This is a genomic window from Caulobacter segnis, assembly GCF_003243465.1.
GTDB lineage: Bacteria > Pseudomonadota > Alphaproteobacteria > Caulobacterales > Caulobacteraceae > Caulobacter > Caulobacter segnis_A.
In genome coordinates this window covers 14,084-30,128 of sequence record NZ_QFQZ01000017.1, presented here as the reverse complement: position 1 = coordinate 30,128, position 16,045 = coordinate 14,084, and the positions used below count along the sequence as shown (strand labels likewise).

At 68.2% G+C, this 16,045-nt stretch carries 12 protein-coding genes; 4 read left to right on the top strand and 8 right to left on the bottom strand.

Annotation, left to right across the window (positions count from 1 at the left end; all coding sequences use genetic code 11):
- Window positions 1-93: 93 nt before the first annotated feature.
- Entirely contained in the window at window positions 94-699 is a 606-nt protein-coding gene (locus DI526_RS07695; RefSeq protein WP_304276231.1) for a thioredoxin family protein, read from the bottom strand.
- Between the two features lie 173 nt (window positions 700-872).
- Between DI526_RS07695 and DI526_RS07690 the strand changes: the two genes are divergently transcribed.
- Entirely contained in the window at window positions 873-1,607 is a 735-nt protein-coding gene (locus tag DI526_RS07690; protein WP_304276229.1) for a DUF1353 domain-containing protein, read from the top strand.
- Between the two features lie 2 nt (window positions 1,608-1,609).
- Here DI526_RS07690 and DI526_RS07685 read toward each other — a convergent pair whose 3' ends face one another.
- Window positions 1,610-3,766: a protein-disulfide reductase DsbD gene (locus DI526_RS07685; protein ID WP_304276226.1), complete on the bottom strand. Its 2,157-nt coding sequence runs from the start codon at window positions 3,764-3,766 to the stop codon at window positions 1,610-1,612.
- A gap of 113 nt (window positions 3,767-3,879) precedes the next feature.
- On the opposite strand from DI526_RS07685, the gene DI526_RS07680 reads away from it, so the two are divergent.
- Window positions 3,880-4,272 carry an acyl dehydratase gene (locus tag DI526_RS07680; protein WP_304276224.1) on the top strand — a complete coding sequence of 131 codons (393 nt, stop codon included), beginning with the start codon at window positions 3,880-3,882 and terminating at the stop codon, window positions 4,270-4,272.
- Between the two features lie 58 nt (window positions 4,273-4,330).
- On the opposite strand, the gene DI526_RS07675 is transcribed toward DI526_RS07680, so the two are convergent.
- Complete coding sequence (locus DI526_RS07675; protein ID WP_304276222.1) at window positions 4,331-5,119, bottom strand: SapC family protein; 789 nt, start codon at window positions 5,117-5,119, stop codon at window positions 4,331-4,333.
- Between the two features lie 204 nt (window positions 5,120-5,323).
- The gene (locus DI526_RS07670) at window positions 5,324-7,360 is read right to left on the bottom strand and encodes a TonB-dependent receptor (protein WP_304276220.1); all 2,037 of its coding nucleotides are present in this window, start codon (window positions 7,358-7,360) and stop codon (window positions 5,324-5,326) included.
- 160 nt (window positions 7,361-7,520) lie between these two features.
- Here DI526_RS07670 and DI526_RS07665 point away from each other — a divergent pair, with 160 nt between their 5' ends.
- Window positions 7,521-8,306, top strand: a complete 786-nt coding sequence (locus DI526_RS07665) for a phosphatase PAP2 family protein (RefSeq protein WP_304276218.1) — start codon at window positions 7,521-7,523, stop codon at window positions 8,304-8,306.
- Here the strand turns inward: DI526_RS07665 and DI526_RS07660 are convergent.
- The 4 genes from DI526_RS07660 to DI526_RS07645 form a co-directional block, all read right to left on the bottom strand.
- Entirely contained in the window at window positions 8,303-8,830 is a 528-nt protein-coding gene (locus DI526_RS07660) for a GNAT family N-acetyltransferase (RefSeq protein WP_304276216.1), read from the bottom strand. The two genes, DI526_RS07665 and DI526_RS07660, sit on opposite strands and share 4 nt — an antisense overlap.
- Complete coding sequence (gene aguB / locus DI526_RS07655; protein WP_304276214.1) at window positions 8,827-9,705, bottom strand: N-carbamoylputrescine amidase; 879 nt, start codon at window positions 9,703-9,705, stop codon at window positions 8,827-8,829. The genes DI526_RS07660 and aguB overlap by 4 nt, the downstream gene beginning before the upstream one ends.
- Complete coding sequence (locus DI526_RS07650) at window positions 9,705-10,712, bottom strand: agmatine deiminase family protein (RefSeq protein ID WP_304276213.1); 1,008 nt, start codon at window positions 10,710-10,712, stop codon at window positions 9,705-9,707. The genes aguB and DI526_RS07650 overlap by 1 nt, the downstream gene beginning before the upstream one ends.
- 162 nt (window positions 10,713-10,874) lie before the next feature.
- Complete coding sequence (locus DI526_RS07645) at window positions 10,875-14,279, bottom strand: TonB-dependent receptor (protein ID WP_304276211.1); 3,405 nt, start codon at window positions 14,277-14,279, stop codon at window positions 10,875-10,877.
- Window positions 14,280-14,460: 181 nt separating this feature from the next.
- Here DI526_RS07645 and DI526_RS07640 point away from each other — a divergent pair, with 181 nt between their 5' ends.
- Window positions 14,461-16,029: a glycosyltransferase family 39 protein gene (locus DI526_RS07640; protein WP_304276209.1), complete on the top strand. Its 1,569-nt coding sequence runs from the start codon at window positions 14,461-14,463 to the stop codon at window positions 16,027-16,029.
- Window positions 16,030-16,045 lie beyond the last annotated feature (16 nt).

Below are 16,045 nucleotides of genomic sequence, written 5' to 3'. Positions count from 1 at the left end.
CGCTCCGGGCTTAGCAAACGGCCGCCGCCGCGTCATGGCGGACCAATGACGTTTTTTTGGACCTTGGCCGACGGCGGGCCGATCGCCGAGCGCTTAGGCGTCCTTGTACTTCACCGAGCAGCCGTAGGGCGTCGCGAACGGCGTCGCCACCTTGCGCCCCGCCTTGACGTCGGCCAGGGCGGCGGCGACCAGATTCTTGGCCCCCGTGATATCCTCGACCTTGTTGGTCGGCCGGTCGTCGATCGCGCCCTCGTAGACGACCTGCCCGGCCCTATCGATGACGAACATGTGCGGCGTGGTCTTGGCCTTGTAAGCCGCCGCGACCTTGCCTTCGGGATCGAGGAGCAGCGCCGTGGGCTTGGCCCCCTTGGCGTTGAGCCAGGCCTTGGCGGCCGCGCCGTCCGCGAAATGACCCTGCTTCCCCGGCGCCGACGAGGCGATGGTCAGCCAGACCACGCCGTCGGCGCGAGCGGCCTGCTGCAGCCCCTGCATGTTGCCGGAATAGTGCTTGCGGACATAGGGACAGCCCTCGTTCGTCCATTCCAGGACCACGGTTTTGCCGCGGAACTCGGACAACGAGCGGGTCTTGCCGTCAGCGTCGACGGCGGTGAAGTCCGGCGCCGGCCTGGCGTGAGCGACGGCGGGAACGAGGGCGGCCAGCGGCAGGCCGGCGGCGACGAGACGGCGGGTGATCGACATTTCGGGTCTCCAGCTAGGATTTCCTCCCCACCTCGAAGCCGCCACAGATCGCGGTTATGCGAAACAGTCGCAAAATCGCGACAAGCGCCGAAACTTCGCCATTCTTCCTTGCTCGTATGGCCTCCCGCGCCCAGAAGAACGCGACCTGTCTCTCCCACACCCGTCTCCGTTTGATGTCCCGATTGAAGACCCTCGCCGCGCTCGCGGGCGCCAGCCTGATCCTCGCCGCCTGCGCGACGCAGACGAACACCACCGTCTTCGTGCCGGTCGTCGCGCCGACGCCGCCCAGCTCGCTGACGCCGCAGCCGATCATGCTGTTCAACCAGACCAAGGACGGCCGCAAGCTGTTCACCCTGGACGCCGAGTTCCCCTATTGCGACGTCGAGACGGGCAAGGTGATCGTCGTGCCGCGCTGGTACGTGACCGACTTCGCCAGCGTGCCCTGGTACGGCCAGGCCTTCATCGATCCGCAGGGACCGACGGCGCGGGCGGCGATCGTCCACGACTGGCTCTACACCATCGGCGAGCCCGGCAAGCGCCAGGAGGCCGACGACATCTTCCTGCGCGCCATGCTGAAGTACGGCGTCCCGCCCTTCCAGGCCAACATCGCCTACAAGGCCGTGCGGCTGGGCGGCGAGAAGGGCTATGGCCTGCCGACCGACTGGCGGTTCGTCGATCCCAAGCGGCAGGACTTCAGCCAGCCGCCGCCCTTCCCCAAGCCGCGTACAGGCATGGTCCGCTACTTCCCCAAGTGCCAAGGCTTCACGGCGCTGATCCAAAGCGGCTGGCGCGCCTATCCTCTGCCGGCCACGCCGGTCGTGGCGCCGCCCCCGGTCGTCATCACCCGGACGCCGCTGGATCAGGTCAAGTCCAGGCTACCCTTTGGCGGCGGCGACAAGAAGAAATAGAGCTAGGCGCCCGCCTTCTCGATCGCCTCGATCACCATGCCCTCGGTCAGCAGCTGAGGCAGCACCACCGGCGCGCCGCCGCCCTTGGGGTAGACCACGTACAGCGGCACGCCGACGCGGCCGAACTCGGCCAGGGCCTTGGCGATCAGCGGATCGCGATTGGTCCAGTCGGCCTTCAGATAGACCGCGTTCTGGGCCTTGAAGGCCTCGGCCACCTTGCCGCCGGACAGGGCGACCTTCTCGTTCACCTGGCAGGTCACGCACCAGGCGGCGGTGAAGTCGACCAGCACGGGCCGCCCTTCCGCGCGCAGCGACGCGACGCGCTCCGGCGACCAGGCCTCGGCGGTGAGGCCGGGGCCTGAAGACGCCTCCCCCGCGCTCGCGGCGGTCGGCGGCTTGGCGGCCAGGGCGGCGGAGGCGGCCAGGGCCAGGGCGGCGACCACGCAGAGAAGGCCGACCAGCGTCTGGACCAGGAACGGCTTGCCCGCCGCCCGGCGGCCTTGCGACAGGCCGTAAATCCAGGCGCCGAAGGCGGCCAGCACGCCCGCGCCCAGCACCTGGCCAAGCGCGATCGGACCGGCCTGCTGGGCGAACACCCAGGTCAGCCACAGAGCCGCGCCGTACATCGGGAAGGCCAGGCCCTTCTTCAGGGTCTCCATCCAGGCGCCCGGACGCGGCAGGCGCCGCAGGACGGCGGGAATGAAAGCCACCGCCACGAAGGGCGCGGCGAAGCCCAGGCCCAGCGCCGCGAACACGCCCAGCGCCACGATGGCCGGTTGGGTCAGGGCGTAGCCCAGGGCGCCCGCCATGAACGGCGCGGTGCAGGGCGCGGCGACCACCACCGCCAGGGCGCCGGTGAAGAAGGCGCCCAGCAGGCCGTCGCGGCTCGAAGCGCCGGCGCCGACACCCTGGATCGAGGTCCCGATCTCGAACACCCCCGACATGTTCAGCGCGACCAGCAGCATCAGCAGCGCCAGGCCCGCGATCACCAGCGGCGACTGCAGCTGGAAGCCCCAGCCGACGGCCGCGCCGCCGGCGCGCACGGCCAGCAGCAGGCCGGCCAGCGCCAGGAAGGTCGCCAGCACGCCGGCCAGGAAGGCGAGGCCCTGGGCCCGCGCCTTGCTCTCATGATGCGCATGGCCCGCCAGGCTGGCCGCCTTCATCGAAAGCACCGGGAAGACGCACGGCATCAGGTTCAGGATCAGTCCGCCCAGGAAGGCCAGCGCCAGGGCGCCGAGCAGTCCGCCCGGCGCCGCCGCGGGCGTCACGTCGCTCTTGGCCGCCGGCGCGCCCAGGCCCGCCGCGGCGGCGGGGAGCTCGCCCGCGACCGCGGAAATTTCCCACGCCGACCCGTTCGCCAGCGCCAGCACGCCCGCAAGCTCGGCCGGGGCCACACCGCCGCCGACGAAGTCGTAGCCGGGCTTCAAGGTCAAGGTCAGGCCCTCGGGCCCCCGCTCGACCGCCTGCTCGGCGGCGTGCTCGATAGCCTTGGCCGAATAGGGGAAGAAGTAGGCGCCGGCCATGTCGGCGCCCTTCAGCGGCGCGCCGGTGACCGCCAGCTTCAAGGCTTGGCCGTCCAGCTCGAACACCGCCTTCAGGCCCGCCGGTTTGGGCGCCTTGGCCAGGACCTCAGCGATCTTGCCGCCCCACTTCGGATCCGCGCCCGCCGCCCCGGCCACCACCGGCAGCAGCAGCGAAAGCTCGGCGTCCTCGGGCACGCAGACCTGCTCGCAGACGAGATAGGAGACCTTGGCGGTCAGGGAGACCGTGGTCCCGACCTGGGCGTTCGTCGGCGCGCTGATAGGCACGGGGATTAGGACCTCGCCCTCATAGGCGTAGTCCAGCAGCGGGCCGAGCTTGGCCTTGATCGGGGTTGGCCAGACCATGTCACCGGCGCTCCAACCGGCCGGCAGGGTCCAGGCGATCTTGGTCGGTTCGCCCGCATCGCCGGGATTGCGCCAATAGGTGTGCCAGTCCTTCTGGATCTTCTGGCGCAGGGCGACATAGACCGTCCCGCCCGGCGCGACGCCCGACTCCTGCGCGATCAGCTCCGACTCGATATGGCCCGAATTGACGACCGGCCCGGCCAGGGCGGCGCTCGACAGCAGGATCGCCGCCATGAAGGCTTGCAGGGCGAGGACGGCTCTCTTGAGGAACATCGGCGACCGGGCTTTGTGAAAACGACAACCCAGCACACATGGCCCGGCTTGGCGCTCTCGACAATGGTCAAGACGCACCCGACAGTCGGACGAGGAATCAACCGGAGCCGCCCATGCCCGCCGCATTCGACGACATCGAGATCGGCCAGGTCGTTTCGCTGGGAACGCGCGCCGTCGACGCCAAGGCGCTCGAAGCGTTCATCACCGCGTTCTCGCCCGGCTGGCCTGTCGAGAACGGTGCGCCCGACGGCATGGTCTTCTCGATCTGGACCCGCCTCGACACCGAGGCCAGCGCCGCCTGGCCGCAGACCAAGCGCCTGGGCGTCGACGCCCTGCGCTGGATGCGCAATCCGCCGGTGGGTGAGCTGCTGCGCGGCCGGATGACGATCATGGGCAAGGACCCGGTCGGCGAAGGCAAGGGCATCGTCATCGCCCAGCACGACCTGCTGGACGAGGCCGGCCGCCTCGTCTTCTCGTGCCTGACCCGCAGCATCTTCGCGCGCTAAACAAAAGGGCGGCGGAGCCGAAGCCCCGCCGCCCTCTCGTTCAAGCTGACGCCGAACCTTAGTTCAGGTTCGCGGCTTCGGCCTGCTTCAGCATGGTCTTGTTGATCAGGCGATCCCAGCCCAGCAGCGACACCAGGTGCGCGTAGATCTGCGCGAGGGCGCCGTTCTGCTGCAGCTCCTTCAGCTTCTCGGCCGACAGGTTGTTCAGCTTCTCTTCCGAGACGCCGAAGTACTCGGCGACGGTGACGGGTTCGCCGACGGCGGCGCCGGTTTCGTCCTGCGGCTGGAACTGGGCCTTCTTCAGCTCGAACAGGTCCAGGTCCTTCAGCAGCTGGACGAACGAGTCCGTGCGCAGGCGCTCGCCCTCGAAGTCGTCGCAGAACTTGATGCAGTTCTGGGTGTATTCGGTGGGTTCGCCCTTGTCGTCGAACAGCGGGGTCTGGCCGTTCTCGGCCAGCAGGTCCGAACCGCGGTCGATGCAGACGATCAGGCGGCCTTGGCTGTCGTCATTGGCCAGGACGAACGGATAGCGACGGATATAGGCCGGGATGTAGACGTTCGGCTCGACCGAACCGTCGGCGGCGATGAACAGGTTTTCCTGCTGGTTCAGGCCCATCACGGCCAGGGGAACCTTGTCCTCGCCGGCGAAGATCACGGGGAAGGTCAGGGCGGCCGGGGCGAACTCCGAGACCGTCAGCGGGATGGCGGTGCCGCCGGCGGCGAACGCATACGGCTTTTCCTTGTGCACCAGCGCCAGCTTGGCGTGCTGCTCGCGGTTCAGCGGCTCGGGCGAATTGTAGAACAGGACGTTGCCGGTGATTTCGCCGGCGGACTGGGTCGTTGTCATGAAGAGCTCTACGACAGAAATTGGAAACGGGCGCTCGAACACTTCGAAGACGACCGCAAAGGCTCGCGGTTCTAGCCGATCCATCGGGACGCGGCAATCTAGCCGCCGTCGTAGGCGAGTCCGGAGCCCGGCGGTGGGAGGAGCCGGGCCCCGGCGCGTGGCGGGCGCTCTAGGGGCTGTTCGAGAGCCCGCCTTCGACCGGCGCTAGAAGCGCCAGGCGAAACCGGCGCGGACGGAACGGCCCGCCCCGGGCGCGAAGTCCTTCAGGAACGAGGCGTGCTCGCGGATGGTCTCGTTGGTCAGGTTGCGGCCGTCGACGAACAGGCGAAGGGCCGGATCCTGGAACGGCTTGAAGGTCACCATCGCGTTGACCTGGGTGTAGCCGTCGGTGGGCAGCTCGAAGGTCGAGACGCGATTCTGGCTCGCGACGCGCCGAACCTCGGCATGGGCCTCCAGGCGCGGGGCGGTCCAGACGACCCGGCCGGTCAGGGCCCACGGCGGCACGCGCGCCGGAATGCCGAGGTCGGTCGAGCCGCGGACCCAGTCGTAGACGCCTTCAAGCTTCAGGGCGTTCTCGCCGCCGCGCCAAGCGACGTACGAGGTCTCGAGCTCGGCGCCATGGAACTTGGCGTTGGTCTGGAAGTACTGGAACACCGGCAGGTCGTCCTCGACGGCGCCCGTCGGCTTCTCCTCGATGAAGCCATCGTACTGGGCGCCCCACAGGTGGCCCTCCACCCGCAGGCGGTCGCCCGTGTAGCGATAGGTGGCTTCCAGCGAGGTCACCTTCTCGGAGTCGAGGGTGGCGTCGCCGACCTCGTAGCCGCCGGTGCCCGGGTGCGGGCCGTTGGCGAACAGCTCGAACTCGGTCGGGGCGCGGCCGTTGCGCGACAGGGTCAGCGCCACGAACTGGTGGTCGGCGGGCTTGTAGAACACGCCCAGCGAGGCCGAGACGTTGTCGAACGAGCGCTTGGTGAAGTCGGTCTTCAGCTCTCGGCTATCGAAGCGCAGGCCCGCGTCGATCCCCCAGTCACCCTTGTCCAGGCGCTGCAGGGTGAAGACGCCGTATTCCTTGATGTCGGTCGACGGCACGAAGGCCTCGTCGCCGATCGCCTCGAAGTGACGCTCGAGGGCCTGGAAGCCCACCGCGCCCTGCCAACCGTCGCGCTCCTTCTGAACCAGCTCCAGCCGGCCCTCGGTGCCGTCGGACAGGAAGCGGGTGCCGACCTCGCCATCCTCGACCGAGACCTCGGCGTGCTCGTACTTGGCGTGCCCGGCCGACAGGCGGACCTTGTCGAACGGACCAAGATCGACGTCCTGCTCGCCGCGCAGGTCGTAGCGGGTCTGCTGCAGGTGGATGGAGACCGGCCCTTCGGCGTTCGGGTCGATGGGCGCCAGGATCTGCAGATAGGGCACGCCATAGGTGGTGTCGGTCTTCTTGACCGAGACTCCGAGGTAGCCGCTGTCATGAACATAGGAGACCCCCGCGCCATAGGCGTCCATCTCGACGTCGGTGTTCTTGACGGTCTTGTCCGGATCCGGCGTCAGGCCATCGCGCGCGGCCAGTCGCGGCGAAACCGGCGTGGTCGGGACGTCGTAGTCGCTGCTCTTGCGGTGATCGGCGTCGATGGCGAAGACCAGCGGGCCCTTGCCGAACTTGGCCGAGCCATTGATCGACTTGCCGTCGTCGACCGACGACAGGGAACCGGCGAGCCGGCCCTCGAAGCCGTTGTGAGCGGGGCTCGAAGGCACCCGATCGTCGATGATGTTGACCACCCCGCCGATGCCCGAGCCGCCATAAGCGAGGGTCGAAGGTCCGCGCAGCACCTCGACGCGCGCGGCCTCGCCGAGGTCCGAGGCGACGGCGTGGTCGGGCGACAGCGAGGAGGCGTCGACCTGCCCGACGCCGTTCTCCAGCACCATCACTCGGGGACCCGACAGGCCGCGGATGATCGGACGGCTGGCGCCGGGGCCGTAGGCGGTCGAGCGCAGGCCCGGCTGGCCGTTCAGCATGTCGCCCAGGCCGGCCGGCGGCGCGACGTCCAGCTGGTCGCGCGTGACGATATTGACGCTGCTGGTCACCGTATCCAGCGACACGGCGTAGGGCGCGGCGGTGATGACCACCTTGGAGACCTCGGTGTCGTCGGGAGCAGGCGCGGGCGCGGCAGGCGTCTCGGCGTGGGCGGAAGCAGCGGCGGCGAGCGCGACGAGGCTCGCGGCGGAAAGGACGGCGCGACGAAGCATGGAAGGTCCTAAACAGGTACGACTTGGCCGGGGGGAGCGGCCACGAGTTCGCTGTTATGAAATAACATATCCCTCCGTCAATCCGCTTTCGCGCTATTGACGCCCTTGACGCGCTATTTACCGCTCGTTCTGTGAGCGGATGACATGCAGGACACACGCCATGCCTCGTTTCGTGCTGATCGCCGCCGTTGCGCTCCTGGCGGGGTGCGCGCGCTTCGACACCTCGCCCGGCCCCGTCGCCACCACGCCCCCGTCGGCGGGATGGACGAAGCCGCCGGCCGGCTATCTGGTCGGAAACGGCGGGATCGACGCGACCGCCATCATCGGGCCGCCGCCCGAGCCGGGCTCTCCGCGCGCGACGGCCGAGCGCCGGCAGTTCCAGGAGACCCGCAAGCTCGTCAACACCCCGGCCTGGACGCAGGCGATCGCCGATGCGGACCTGTCCGGCAAGAACGGCCTGAAGAGCTTCTCCTGCGCGGCGGGCGTGACCTTGAGCACCGAGGCGACGCCGACCCTGGCCCACATGCTGCTACGGATCACCGACGACGCGGCCCGCATCTACCAACCCGCCAAGCGCGTCTACCAGCGCCCTCGTCCGCCCGTCGGCAATCAGGCGCCGATCTGCGTGCCCCGCGAATCCTGGATCGGCACTGACGGCTCCTACCCCTCCGGCCACGGCCTGATCGGCTGGGCCTGGGCCTCGGTGATCGCCGAGCTGGTCCCGGAGAAGGCTTCTCCCGTGCTGGCGCGCGGCAAGGCGTTCGGCGACAGCCGGATCATCTGCGGGGTTCACTTCCAGAGCGACGTCGAGGCTGGCCGCTATCTCGGATCGGCGCTGGTCACGCGCCTGCATGACGACCCCGCCTTCATGGCCGATCTGGCCAAGGCGCGCGCCGAGGTGGCCGCCTCGAAGGCGAGCGGCCCGCCGACGGGATGCGGCGTCTAGGGTCTCGCGACGTAGACGACGTGCGCGCGGAGCGGGTGATGCTCCGCCAGGCCCGGATGATCGAAGTCGTGCGCGGGCTCATGGCTCATGCCGATGCGGCGCATGACGCCCTGAGACGCCAGGTTCGTGCGGGCGGTGAAGGCGATGATCTCGGGTAGTCCGAGGGTCTCGAAGCCATAGGCCAGCGCCGCCTTGGCCGCCTCGGTCGCGTAGCCCTGACCCCAGGCCTCGGGCAGGAAGCGCCAGCCGATCTCGACGATGCGGCCAAGCCCGAGCTCCGGCGGCGTCCACCAGATGCCCGTCATGCCGACGACGGATGCGTCCGCCCGGCGCTCGACCACCCAGAAGCCGAAGCCGTGCTCGGCCTGGTGGGCCTGGACGCGATCGACGAAGGCGTCGCTCTCGGCGCGATCGCGCACGCCGCCGAGCCACGCGCCTACCCGGGGATGGGCGTTCAGCGCGGCGATGGCGTCGCGGTCGGCGTCCACCGCCGGACGCAAGGTCAGGCGGTCGGTGGCAATCACGCCGGGCGGCCGCTCGACAGGGCCGAATAGAACTCCGGCCGGCGGTCGCGGAAGAAGCCCCAGGCGGCGCGGTGCGTCGTCAGGAAGTCCAGATCGAAGGTCGCGCTGACCAGGCCTTCGTCCGAACGCCCCAGTTCCGAGACCAGGTCGCCGCGATGGTCGGCCACGAAGGACGAGCCATAGAAGGTCTGGCCGCCGTTCGGATAGCCGTCCCAAGGCTCGAAGCCGATGCGGTTGGCGCCGATCACCGGGATGACGTTCGAGACGGCGTGCCCCTGCATCGCCCGCCGCCAAGGCAGGGCGGTGTCGAGGCTGGGGTCATGCGGCTCGCTGCCGATCGCGGTCGGATAGAACAGGGCCTCGGCGCCCATCAGCGCCATGGCGCGCGCGCATTCGGGGTACCACTGGTCCCAGCAGATGCCGACGCCAATACGCCCGAAGCGGGTGTTCCAGACCTTGAAGCCGGTGTCGCCGGGCCGGAAGTAGTACTTCTCCATGTAGCCGGGACCGTCGGGGATGTGGCTCTTGCGATAGACGCCCATCAGCGAGCCGTCCGCGTCGGCCATGACCAGGCTGTTGAAGTAGTGCGGGCCTTCGCGCTCGAAGATCGAGATCGGCAGCACGACGCCCAGCTCGCCGGCCAGCGGCGCGATCGCCTTGACCACCGGGTGCTCGCGCCACGGATGGGCCTCGGCGAACCAGCGCTCCTCCTGGGCGACGCAGAAATACGGCCCCTGGAACAGCTCGGACGGCAGGATGACCTGCGCGCCCTTGGCCGCGGCCTCGCGGATGAAGCCTTCGGTCTTCTTGATGTTGGCCTGCAGATCCATGCCGTACGAGGTCTGGATCGCGGCGACGCTGAGCGTGCGGGCCATCAGGCGGTCTCCGGCTCTTGTTGCGAGATGCAGTGGAACGAACCGCCGCCGGTCAGGATGGCGGTGGACGGCAGGCCGATGACCTGGCGCTCGGGGAACAGGCCCTTGATCACCTCGACGGCGAAGGCGCCCGACTCCTCGGCGTAGATCGGCACGATGACCGCCTCGTTGGCGATCAGGAAATTCATGTGCGAGGCGGGGATCGGCTCGCCGTCCTCGTCCAGGATCTTGCCGGGCGAGGGGATGCGCGCCACCTGCAGCGGCGAGCCCCGGCTGTCGGTCATGCCGGCCAGCAGGCGGGCGGTCTCGGCATAGACCTCCGCGTTCGGATCATCGGCGCCGTAGGCCATCGGGCAGGCGACGACGCCCGGCGCGACGAAGCGGGCCAGGTTGTCGACGTGGCCGTCGGTGTGGTCGTTCAGCAGGCCGTCGCCCAGCCACAGCACCTTCTTGGCGCCCAGCGCCCCCGCCAGGGCGGCGGCGGCCGAAGCCTCGTCCCAGCCGGCGTTGCGGTTGGCGTTCAGCAGGCACTGGCGCGTGGTCAGGATGGTGCCCAGGCCGTCGTGGTCGAGGGCGCCGCCTTCCAGGATGAAGCCGTTGCGGACCAGCGGGGCGCCCGAGGCGGCGGCGATCTGCTCGGCGACGATGTCGTCGCCTTCCAGGCTGTACTTGCCGCCCCAGCCGTTGAACTGGAAGCCCGCGGCGACCGCCTTGCCGGCGTCGTCGAAGAAGATCGGGCCGGTGTCGCGCAGCCAGATGTCGCCGAACTGGCCCCGGACGATCTCGACCGTGGTGTCGGACAGCAGGGCGCGGGCGGCGGCCTCGGCCTCGTCGCCGACCACCATCAGGCGCACGCGCTCGCCGCCGGGACCGGCCAGGGCGCGGGCGAGGTCGGCGACCTCTTGCTGGGCCTGCTCCAGGTCTTCCTGCCACAGCTCGGCGTGGCTGGGAAAACCGACCCACATGGCGCGGTGCGGAGCCCACTCGGCGGGGACGATCACGGTCATTCGAAGGTCCAATGAAGGCGGTCGGAGAAACGAAGGGGGCGCAGATGGCCCCTCCGGAGCCTGGGGTCAAGCGGAGCCTAGTTAGCAAACCCCGATGACAAAGAAAAAGGGCGGCCCCGAGGGACCGCCCTTCTCTTGATGCCGTATCGGCGTTGCGGGTCCTTAGAACTCGTAACGCAGCGAAACCTGGGCGTACCAGAGCGATTGGCTGATGTTCCGGCTCTTGGTGATCGCGGTCGGAACGTTCGAGTACTGGTAGGCCGGGCAGGCGGCGCCATTGACGCCAGGCGTCAGGGCGGCGCCGGTCGAGGTCACGCACGACACGCGCGCCAGCGTGGTGCCGTCCGAGTACTCCTCGACCTTGCCCCAGTCGCGGTCGATCAGGTTCAGCAGGTTCCGGATATCGACCTGGACCTTCAGCTTGTGGCCGTCGACCAAGGTCGGCAGTTCCTGGCTGAGCTGCAGGTCGAGGCGGCTCAGGTCCTTGTTGCGGTTCGAATACTTCTCAAGCACGCCCTGCTTCAGGCCGAACTGGTTCACATAGGCGATGAAGCGGTCGCGGTTCGCGGCGTCGCTGAAGAACACGTTGCCGTACTGCAGCGGGTTGGTCGCCGAAGCGGCCGACAGATCCGGAACGTACAGCAGCTGCGCGGCGCGGTTCACGCCGAACACCTGGCTGCGGCCCGAAGCGGCGTCCTGCATCGTGAAGCCGAACGGACGGCCCGTGGTGCGCTCGCCGAACAGGCTGATGCGGGTCTCGTTGTCGCCGAAGAACTTCTTGCGATAGCCGAGTTCCAGCTTGTAGCGGTTCTTGATCTCTTCCAGGCCGCGACCGTAGGCGTCACGCGCCGGGTCCATGCCGGCCGGGACGCTATTGTACAGCGAGCCGGCGGTGGTGCCGAAGCGCAGGCCGGCGTTCGACTCGTCGATGTTCTGACGCGCGTAACCCACGGCGAAGTCGACGCCCGAGCGGAACGACTTCGACAAGCCGACGGCGGCGGTGAACGCCTCGCCCTTGTCGGTGTTGACCGCGATCAGGTCGCGGTTGTCGCCTGGATTGGTCGAGGTGATACCCTGTTGGGCGCGCTGCTGCGCCGTGAGCGTCAGGCCGTCGTAACGCGGACGACCGTCCGGCGTGTACTGCTGCTGGCCATTCACGGTCAGCGGCTGGGCGCGATAGTCGACGAAGGTCACGGCGTTCTGAGCCTGGGTCGCCACATATTGGGCGTCCAGACGCCAACCGTTCCACACGTCCCACGAACCGTTGAAGTAGAGCTTCCATTCGGCCGGGAGGCGGAAGGCCGGCGAAAGCGCGATGACTTCGTTGTTCGGGTTGATGCCCGGCGTGCCCGCGAGCTTGCCTTCCTGGAACTGACGAACCAGGGTCGGGATCTCGTAGCCGAACTTCGCGAAGCTGTTCAGGTTGTCCAAGGCGGCCGAGCCGACGGAGGCGTTGAAGCCCGGCGTGACCGCGGACGACGTCGACGCTTCCAGATAGCCATTGGCGCCCGTGCAGTTGGCGGCGGCGGTGATGCAGCGGCGGATCGTGGCGCCGGCGATCTGGTAGCCGTTGTTGTAGAACGGCGTCGCGAACAGCACTTCGGGCTGACCGCCCGAGAACAGGCCCAGGCCCGCGCTCACCTTGATACGGTCGTTCACCTTCCAGTTGGCCGAGACCCGCGGCATCAGGATGCCCAGGCCGTCGAGCGTCTTGGTGTTGGTGAATTTGGTGCGCGAGACGAAGTTCGGGTTTTCGCCGGGCTTATCGTCCATCTTGATCCAGTCATAGCGGAAGCCCGCCGTGACCTTGATGTCGTCGGTGACGTCGATCGCATCCTGCGCGTAGACCGAGTGCAGCCAGTACTTGAAGTCGGCCGCCGCGTCGTCGGCGTTACCGGTCACCGAGTTGCTGTAGGTCAGCGAGCTGGCGCGGCCGGCCTGGAAGTCGGCGATCGAGTCGAAGTAGTAGGTGCCGCGCGAGTTCGGCACGAACACGTTGAACACTTCCTTCTTCGAGCCTTGATAGCCCAGCTTGAAGACGTGCTCGTTCAGCGAATAGGTGGCCGTGCCCTGGAACACCGCTTCCTGGATGTCCAGGCGGTTGGCGTGACGGTTCAGGTCCGGACCGAAACGAACGGTGCCGAAGCCGGTCGCGCAGCTCTGGATCGTCGAGTTGGTCGGGCTGGTGTCGGCGTTCGGCGCGACGCAGACAGTGATGTCCGAGAAGTTCTGACCGCTCTTGGGCATCTGGCCCTTCACCCAGTCGCGGTAGGTCGCGCGCAGGGTGGTCGACAGGCGCTTGGTCCAGTCGGAGTTGATTTCCAGCGTGGTGCCTTCATCGCGGTAGCTGGCGTCATACCAGTGCGAATCCAGCGCCGCCGTCGTCGAGCCGAGGTCCGTCCGCGACGTGAAAACCGAGTCAGCGCGACGGTAGGTCAGGCTGGCGCGGTGGTTGTCGTTGATGTTCCAGTCGATCTTCGCCGAGTACTTCTTGTCGACGACCGGGGTGGTGCGAAGGATCGTGCCGACTTCGTAATCGCTGGCGTAGTTGGTGTTATAGATGCCCACGATCTGGTCGATGGCCGCCTGCGTCACGTTGTTCGTGAAGCTGTTGGCGAAGCCAGCGCCGGCGGGACCCGTATTGGTCGTGTCCTGCGTCTGGTACTTTTCGTACGACACGGCGAAGAACAGCTTGTCGCGCCAGATCGGGCCCGACAGGAAGCCGCCGAAGTTCTTCTGGCTGATCATCTGCGCGACGCGGGTCGTGCCGATGTGCTTACCAACCAGGCCTTCGTTCAGGTAGTTGTAGAAGGCCGAGCCGTGGAACTTGTTGCCGCCCGAACGCAGGACGATGTTCAGGGCGCCGCCGGTGAACGAGCCGTTCTCGACATCGGTCGGGACGGCGGCCACGCTGAACTGTTCGATCGCGTCCAGCGAGATCGGGCCGCGCGCGGTGGGCAGACCACCGGTTTCGAGGCCGTAGGGGTCCTGGGCCGAGACACCGTCGATCGTGATGCGGTTGGTGCGGGGGTTCGAACCGGCGATCGAGATGCCGCCGTCGTTCCGGATGTTTTGCGAGACCAGCAGGTCGCGGCGAGCCAGGTCACGAACGTCGCGAGCCACCGAAACGACGCCTTCGATGGCGTCGCGGTTCAGGACCGTCTTGGGGCCCGACTCGTTGTCGCGCGTGCCGCTGGCGGTGATGAGGACTTCCTCGACCGCGGTGCTGGCCAGCTCGACGTCCACGCGGGCCGTTTCGGCCAGGCTCAGATAGACGCCGGTGAGCTTCTTGGGCTCGTAGCTGCCCGACTGCACGGTGATGTCGTAAGGGCCGCCGACGCGCAGGCCGCGGGCGTCGTAGGCGCCGCTCGCGTCCGTGACGGTGGTCGAGCGCGTGCCCGAGGGCGTGTGCAGAATGGTGACCGTGGCGCCGGCCAGAGGCGCGCCGTCAGCCGTGACGACGCCGCGAACGGCCGAGGTCGTTTCTTGAGCATAGGCCGCGCTGGCGGCGGCCAGGGCAAGCACGCCCAGAGCAGCGCCACCGGCGAGCCGCTGGATCGAATTCATGTTAAACCCCTCGTTATTCCGGACGCCGCATGATCGGAAATGCGGCGCGATCTAGGCGGTCTTTACGCGGCTTATTCAAAGGTTTGGTGACGGAAAGGCCACGCCCGCCCAGAAACTGTCACAATGCCCCGGAAACGCGGAACAATTGGTCAGATTTTTCTTACTTGTTTAATCAGGCGTCATGACCCCCACGCTCGTTCCCGCCCCGCAAACTGCCGAAGGCCGCGCCTGGCGGCTGACCCTGCTGATGGTGGCGGGGCTGACGCTCGTGCGTCTTGCGGCGCTGTTCGCGACGCCGCTGGAGCTCTATCCGGACGAGGCCCAGTACTGGCTGTGGTCGCGCGAGCTGGCGTTCGGCTATTTCTCCAAGCCGCCGATGATCGCCTGGCTGATCTGGCTGACGACCAAGATCGGCGGCGACGCCGAGGCGTGGGTGCGGCTGTCGGCGCCGCTGCTGCATGGCGCGACGGCCCTCGTCGTCCACAGGATCGCCTGGCGCCTGTACGGCGGATGGTCCGGACTGGTCGCAGCGGCCATCTACAGCCTGATGCCGGGCGTGGTGCTGTCCTCGGGCCTGATCGCCACCGACGCGCCTCTGCTGTTCTTCCTATCCCTGACGATCTGGGCCTATGTCGACCTGGCCGAGGCCTATGCGCCACGTCGCTACTTCGTAGCGGCGGGAATGGGCGTGACGCTGGGCCTGGCCTTCCTCTCTAAATACGCGGCGATCTATGCGCTCGGCAGCATCGTCCTGCACGCCCTGATCTCGAAGGAAGCGCGCCATCGCTGGTGCGCGGCGGCGATCGTGCTGTTCGCCCTGGCCTTCGTCCTGACCCTGGCGCCGAACTTCGCCTGGAACGCCAGCCACCACTTCTCGACGGTCAAGCACACCGCCTCGAACGCCAATTGGGGCGCGCACCTGTTCAATGTCCGCGAGCTGGGCGAGTTCGTGATCTCCCAGTTCGGGGTGTTCGGACCAATCCCCTTTGGCGTTCTGCTGGGCGGCGCGATCTGGCTGGGGATCAAGCGCAAGGTGCAATCGCCGGATCTTCTGCTGCTGTGCTTCAGCGCCCCGCCGCTGGTCATCGTCGCGGGCGAGGCCTTCGTCTCGCGCGCCAACGCCAACTGGGCCGGCGCGTCCTTCGTCGCCGGCTCGGTGCTGGCCGCGGGATGGCTGCTGCGCTGGAACGCCCGCCGCTGGCTGGTCGGCGGCCTGGCGCTGCAAGCGGTGTTCGCCGCGTTCTTCGTCGTCTGCATGGTCAATCCGCGCGCCGCCGACGCCGTGGGCCTGTCGAACGGCTTCAAGCGCGTGCGCGGCTGGGACCAGACCATCCAGGCCGTCATCGAGCGAACCCGCGAGGAGCAGGCGCTGCGCGGCGGGGTCACCGCCGTCGCGATGGACGACCGCTTCCTCTACAACGCCGCCGCCTATTACGGCCGCGACTACTTCGGGCGGCCCGGCGCGCCGCCGCTACGGATGTGGGTGCACGAGGCCTCGCCCCAAAACCAGGCCGAGACCGAGGTGCCGCTGAACGCCGCCTATGGCCGCCGCGCCCTGATCGTCAGCCTCGAGGGCGGCTATCGCCCGGAGATCGAGCAGGACTTCAAGGCGACGTCCGGCCTGCAGATCTCCCGCGTGCGCCTCGACAAGAAGCGCTCGCGCCGGATCGACCTGTTCGTCGCCGAGGGCTTCGCCCCCCTGCCCCGCGATCCCGTCACCGGGCTGCCGCCGGAGCCGAAGCGGCGATAGTCCGAAAGAGACGACG

Bases quoted from the DNA above. Each gene is read 5' to 3' on its own strand.
- DI526_RS07650 (WP_304276213.1), bottom strand. From the start codon at position 10,712: ATGACCGTGATCGTCCCCGCCGAGTGGGCTCCGCACCGCGCCATGTGG.
- DI526_RS07680 (WP_304276224.1), top strand. From the start codon at position 3,880: ATGCCCGCCGCATTCGACGACATCGAGATCGGCCAGGTCGTTTCGCTG.
- DI526_RS07690 (WP_304276229.1), top strand. From the start codon at position 873: ATGTCCCGATTGAAGACCCTCGCCGCGCTCGCGGGCGCCAGCCTGATC.
- DI526_RS07675 (WP_304276222.1), bottom strand. From the start codon at position 5,119: ATGACAACGACCCAGTCCGCCGGCGAAATCACCGGCAACGTCCTGTTC.
- aguB (WP_304276214.1), bottom strand. From the start codon at position 9,705: ATGGCCCGCACGCTCAGCGTCGCCGCGATCCAGACCTCGTACGGCATG.
- DI526_RS07665 (WP_304276218.1), top strand. From the start codon at position 7,521: ATGCCTCGTTTCGTGCTGATCGCCGCCGTTGCGCTCCTGGCGGGGTGC.
- DI526_RS07645 (WP_304276211.1), bottom strand. From the start codon at position 14,279: ATGAATTCGATCCAGCGGCTCGCCGGTGGCGCTGCTCTGGGCGTGCTT.
- DI526_RS07640 (WP_304276209.1), top strand. From the start codon at position 14,461: ATGACCCCCACGCTCGTTCCCGCCCCGCAAACTGCCGAAGGCCGCGCC.
- DI526_RS07670 (WP_304276220.1), bottom strand. From the start codon at position 7,360: ATGCTTCGTCGCGCCGTCCTTTCCGCCGCGAGCCTCGTCGCGCTCGCC.
- DI526_RS07685 (WP_304276226.1), bottom strand. From the start codon at position 3,766: ATGTTCCTCAAGAGAGCCGTCCTCGCCCTGCAAGCCTTCATGGCGGCG.
- DI526_RS07695 (WP_304276231.1), bottom strand. From the start codon at position 699: ATGTCGATCACCCGCCGTCTCGTCGCCGCCGGCCTGCCGCTGGCCGCC.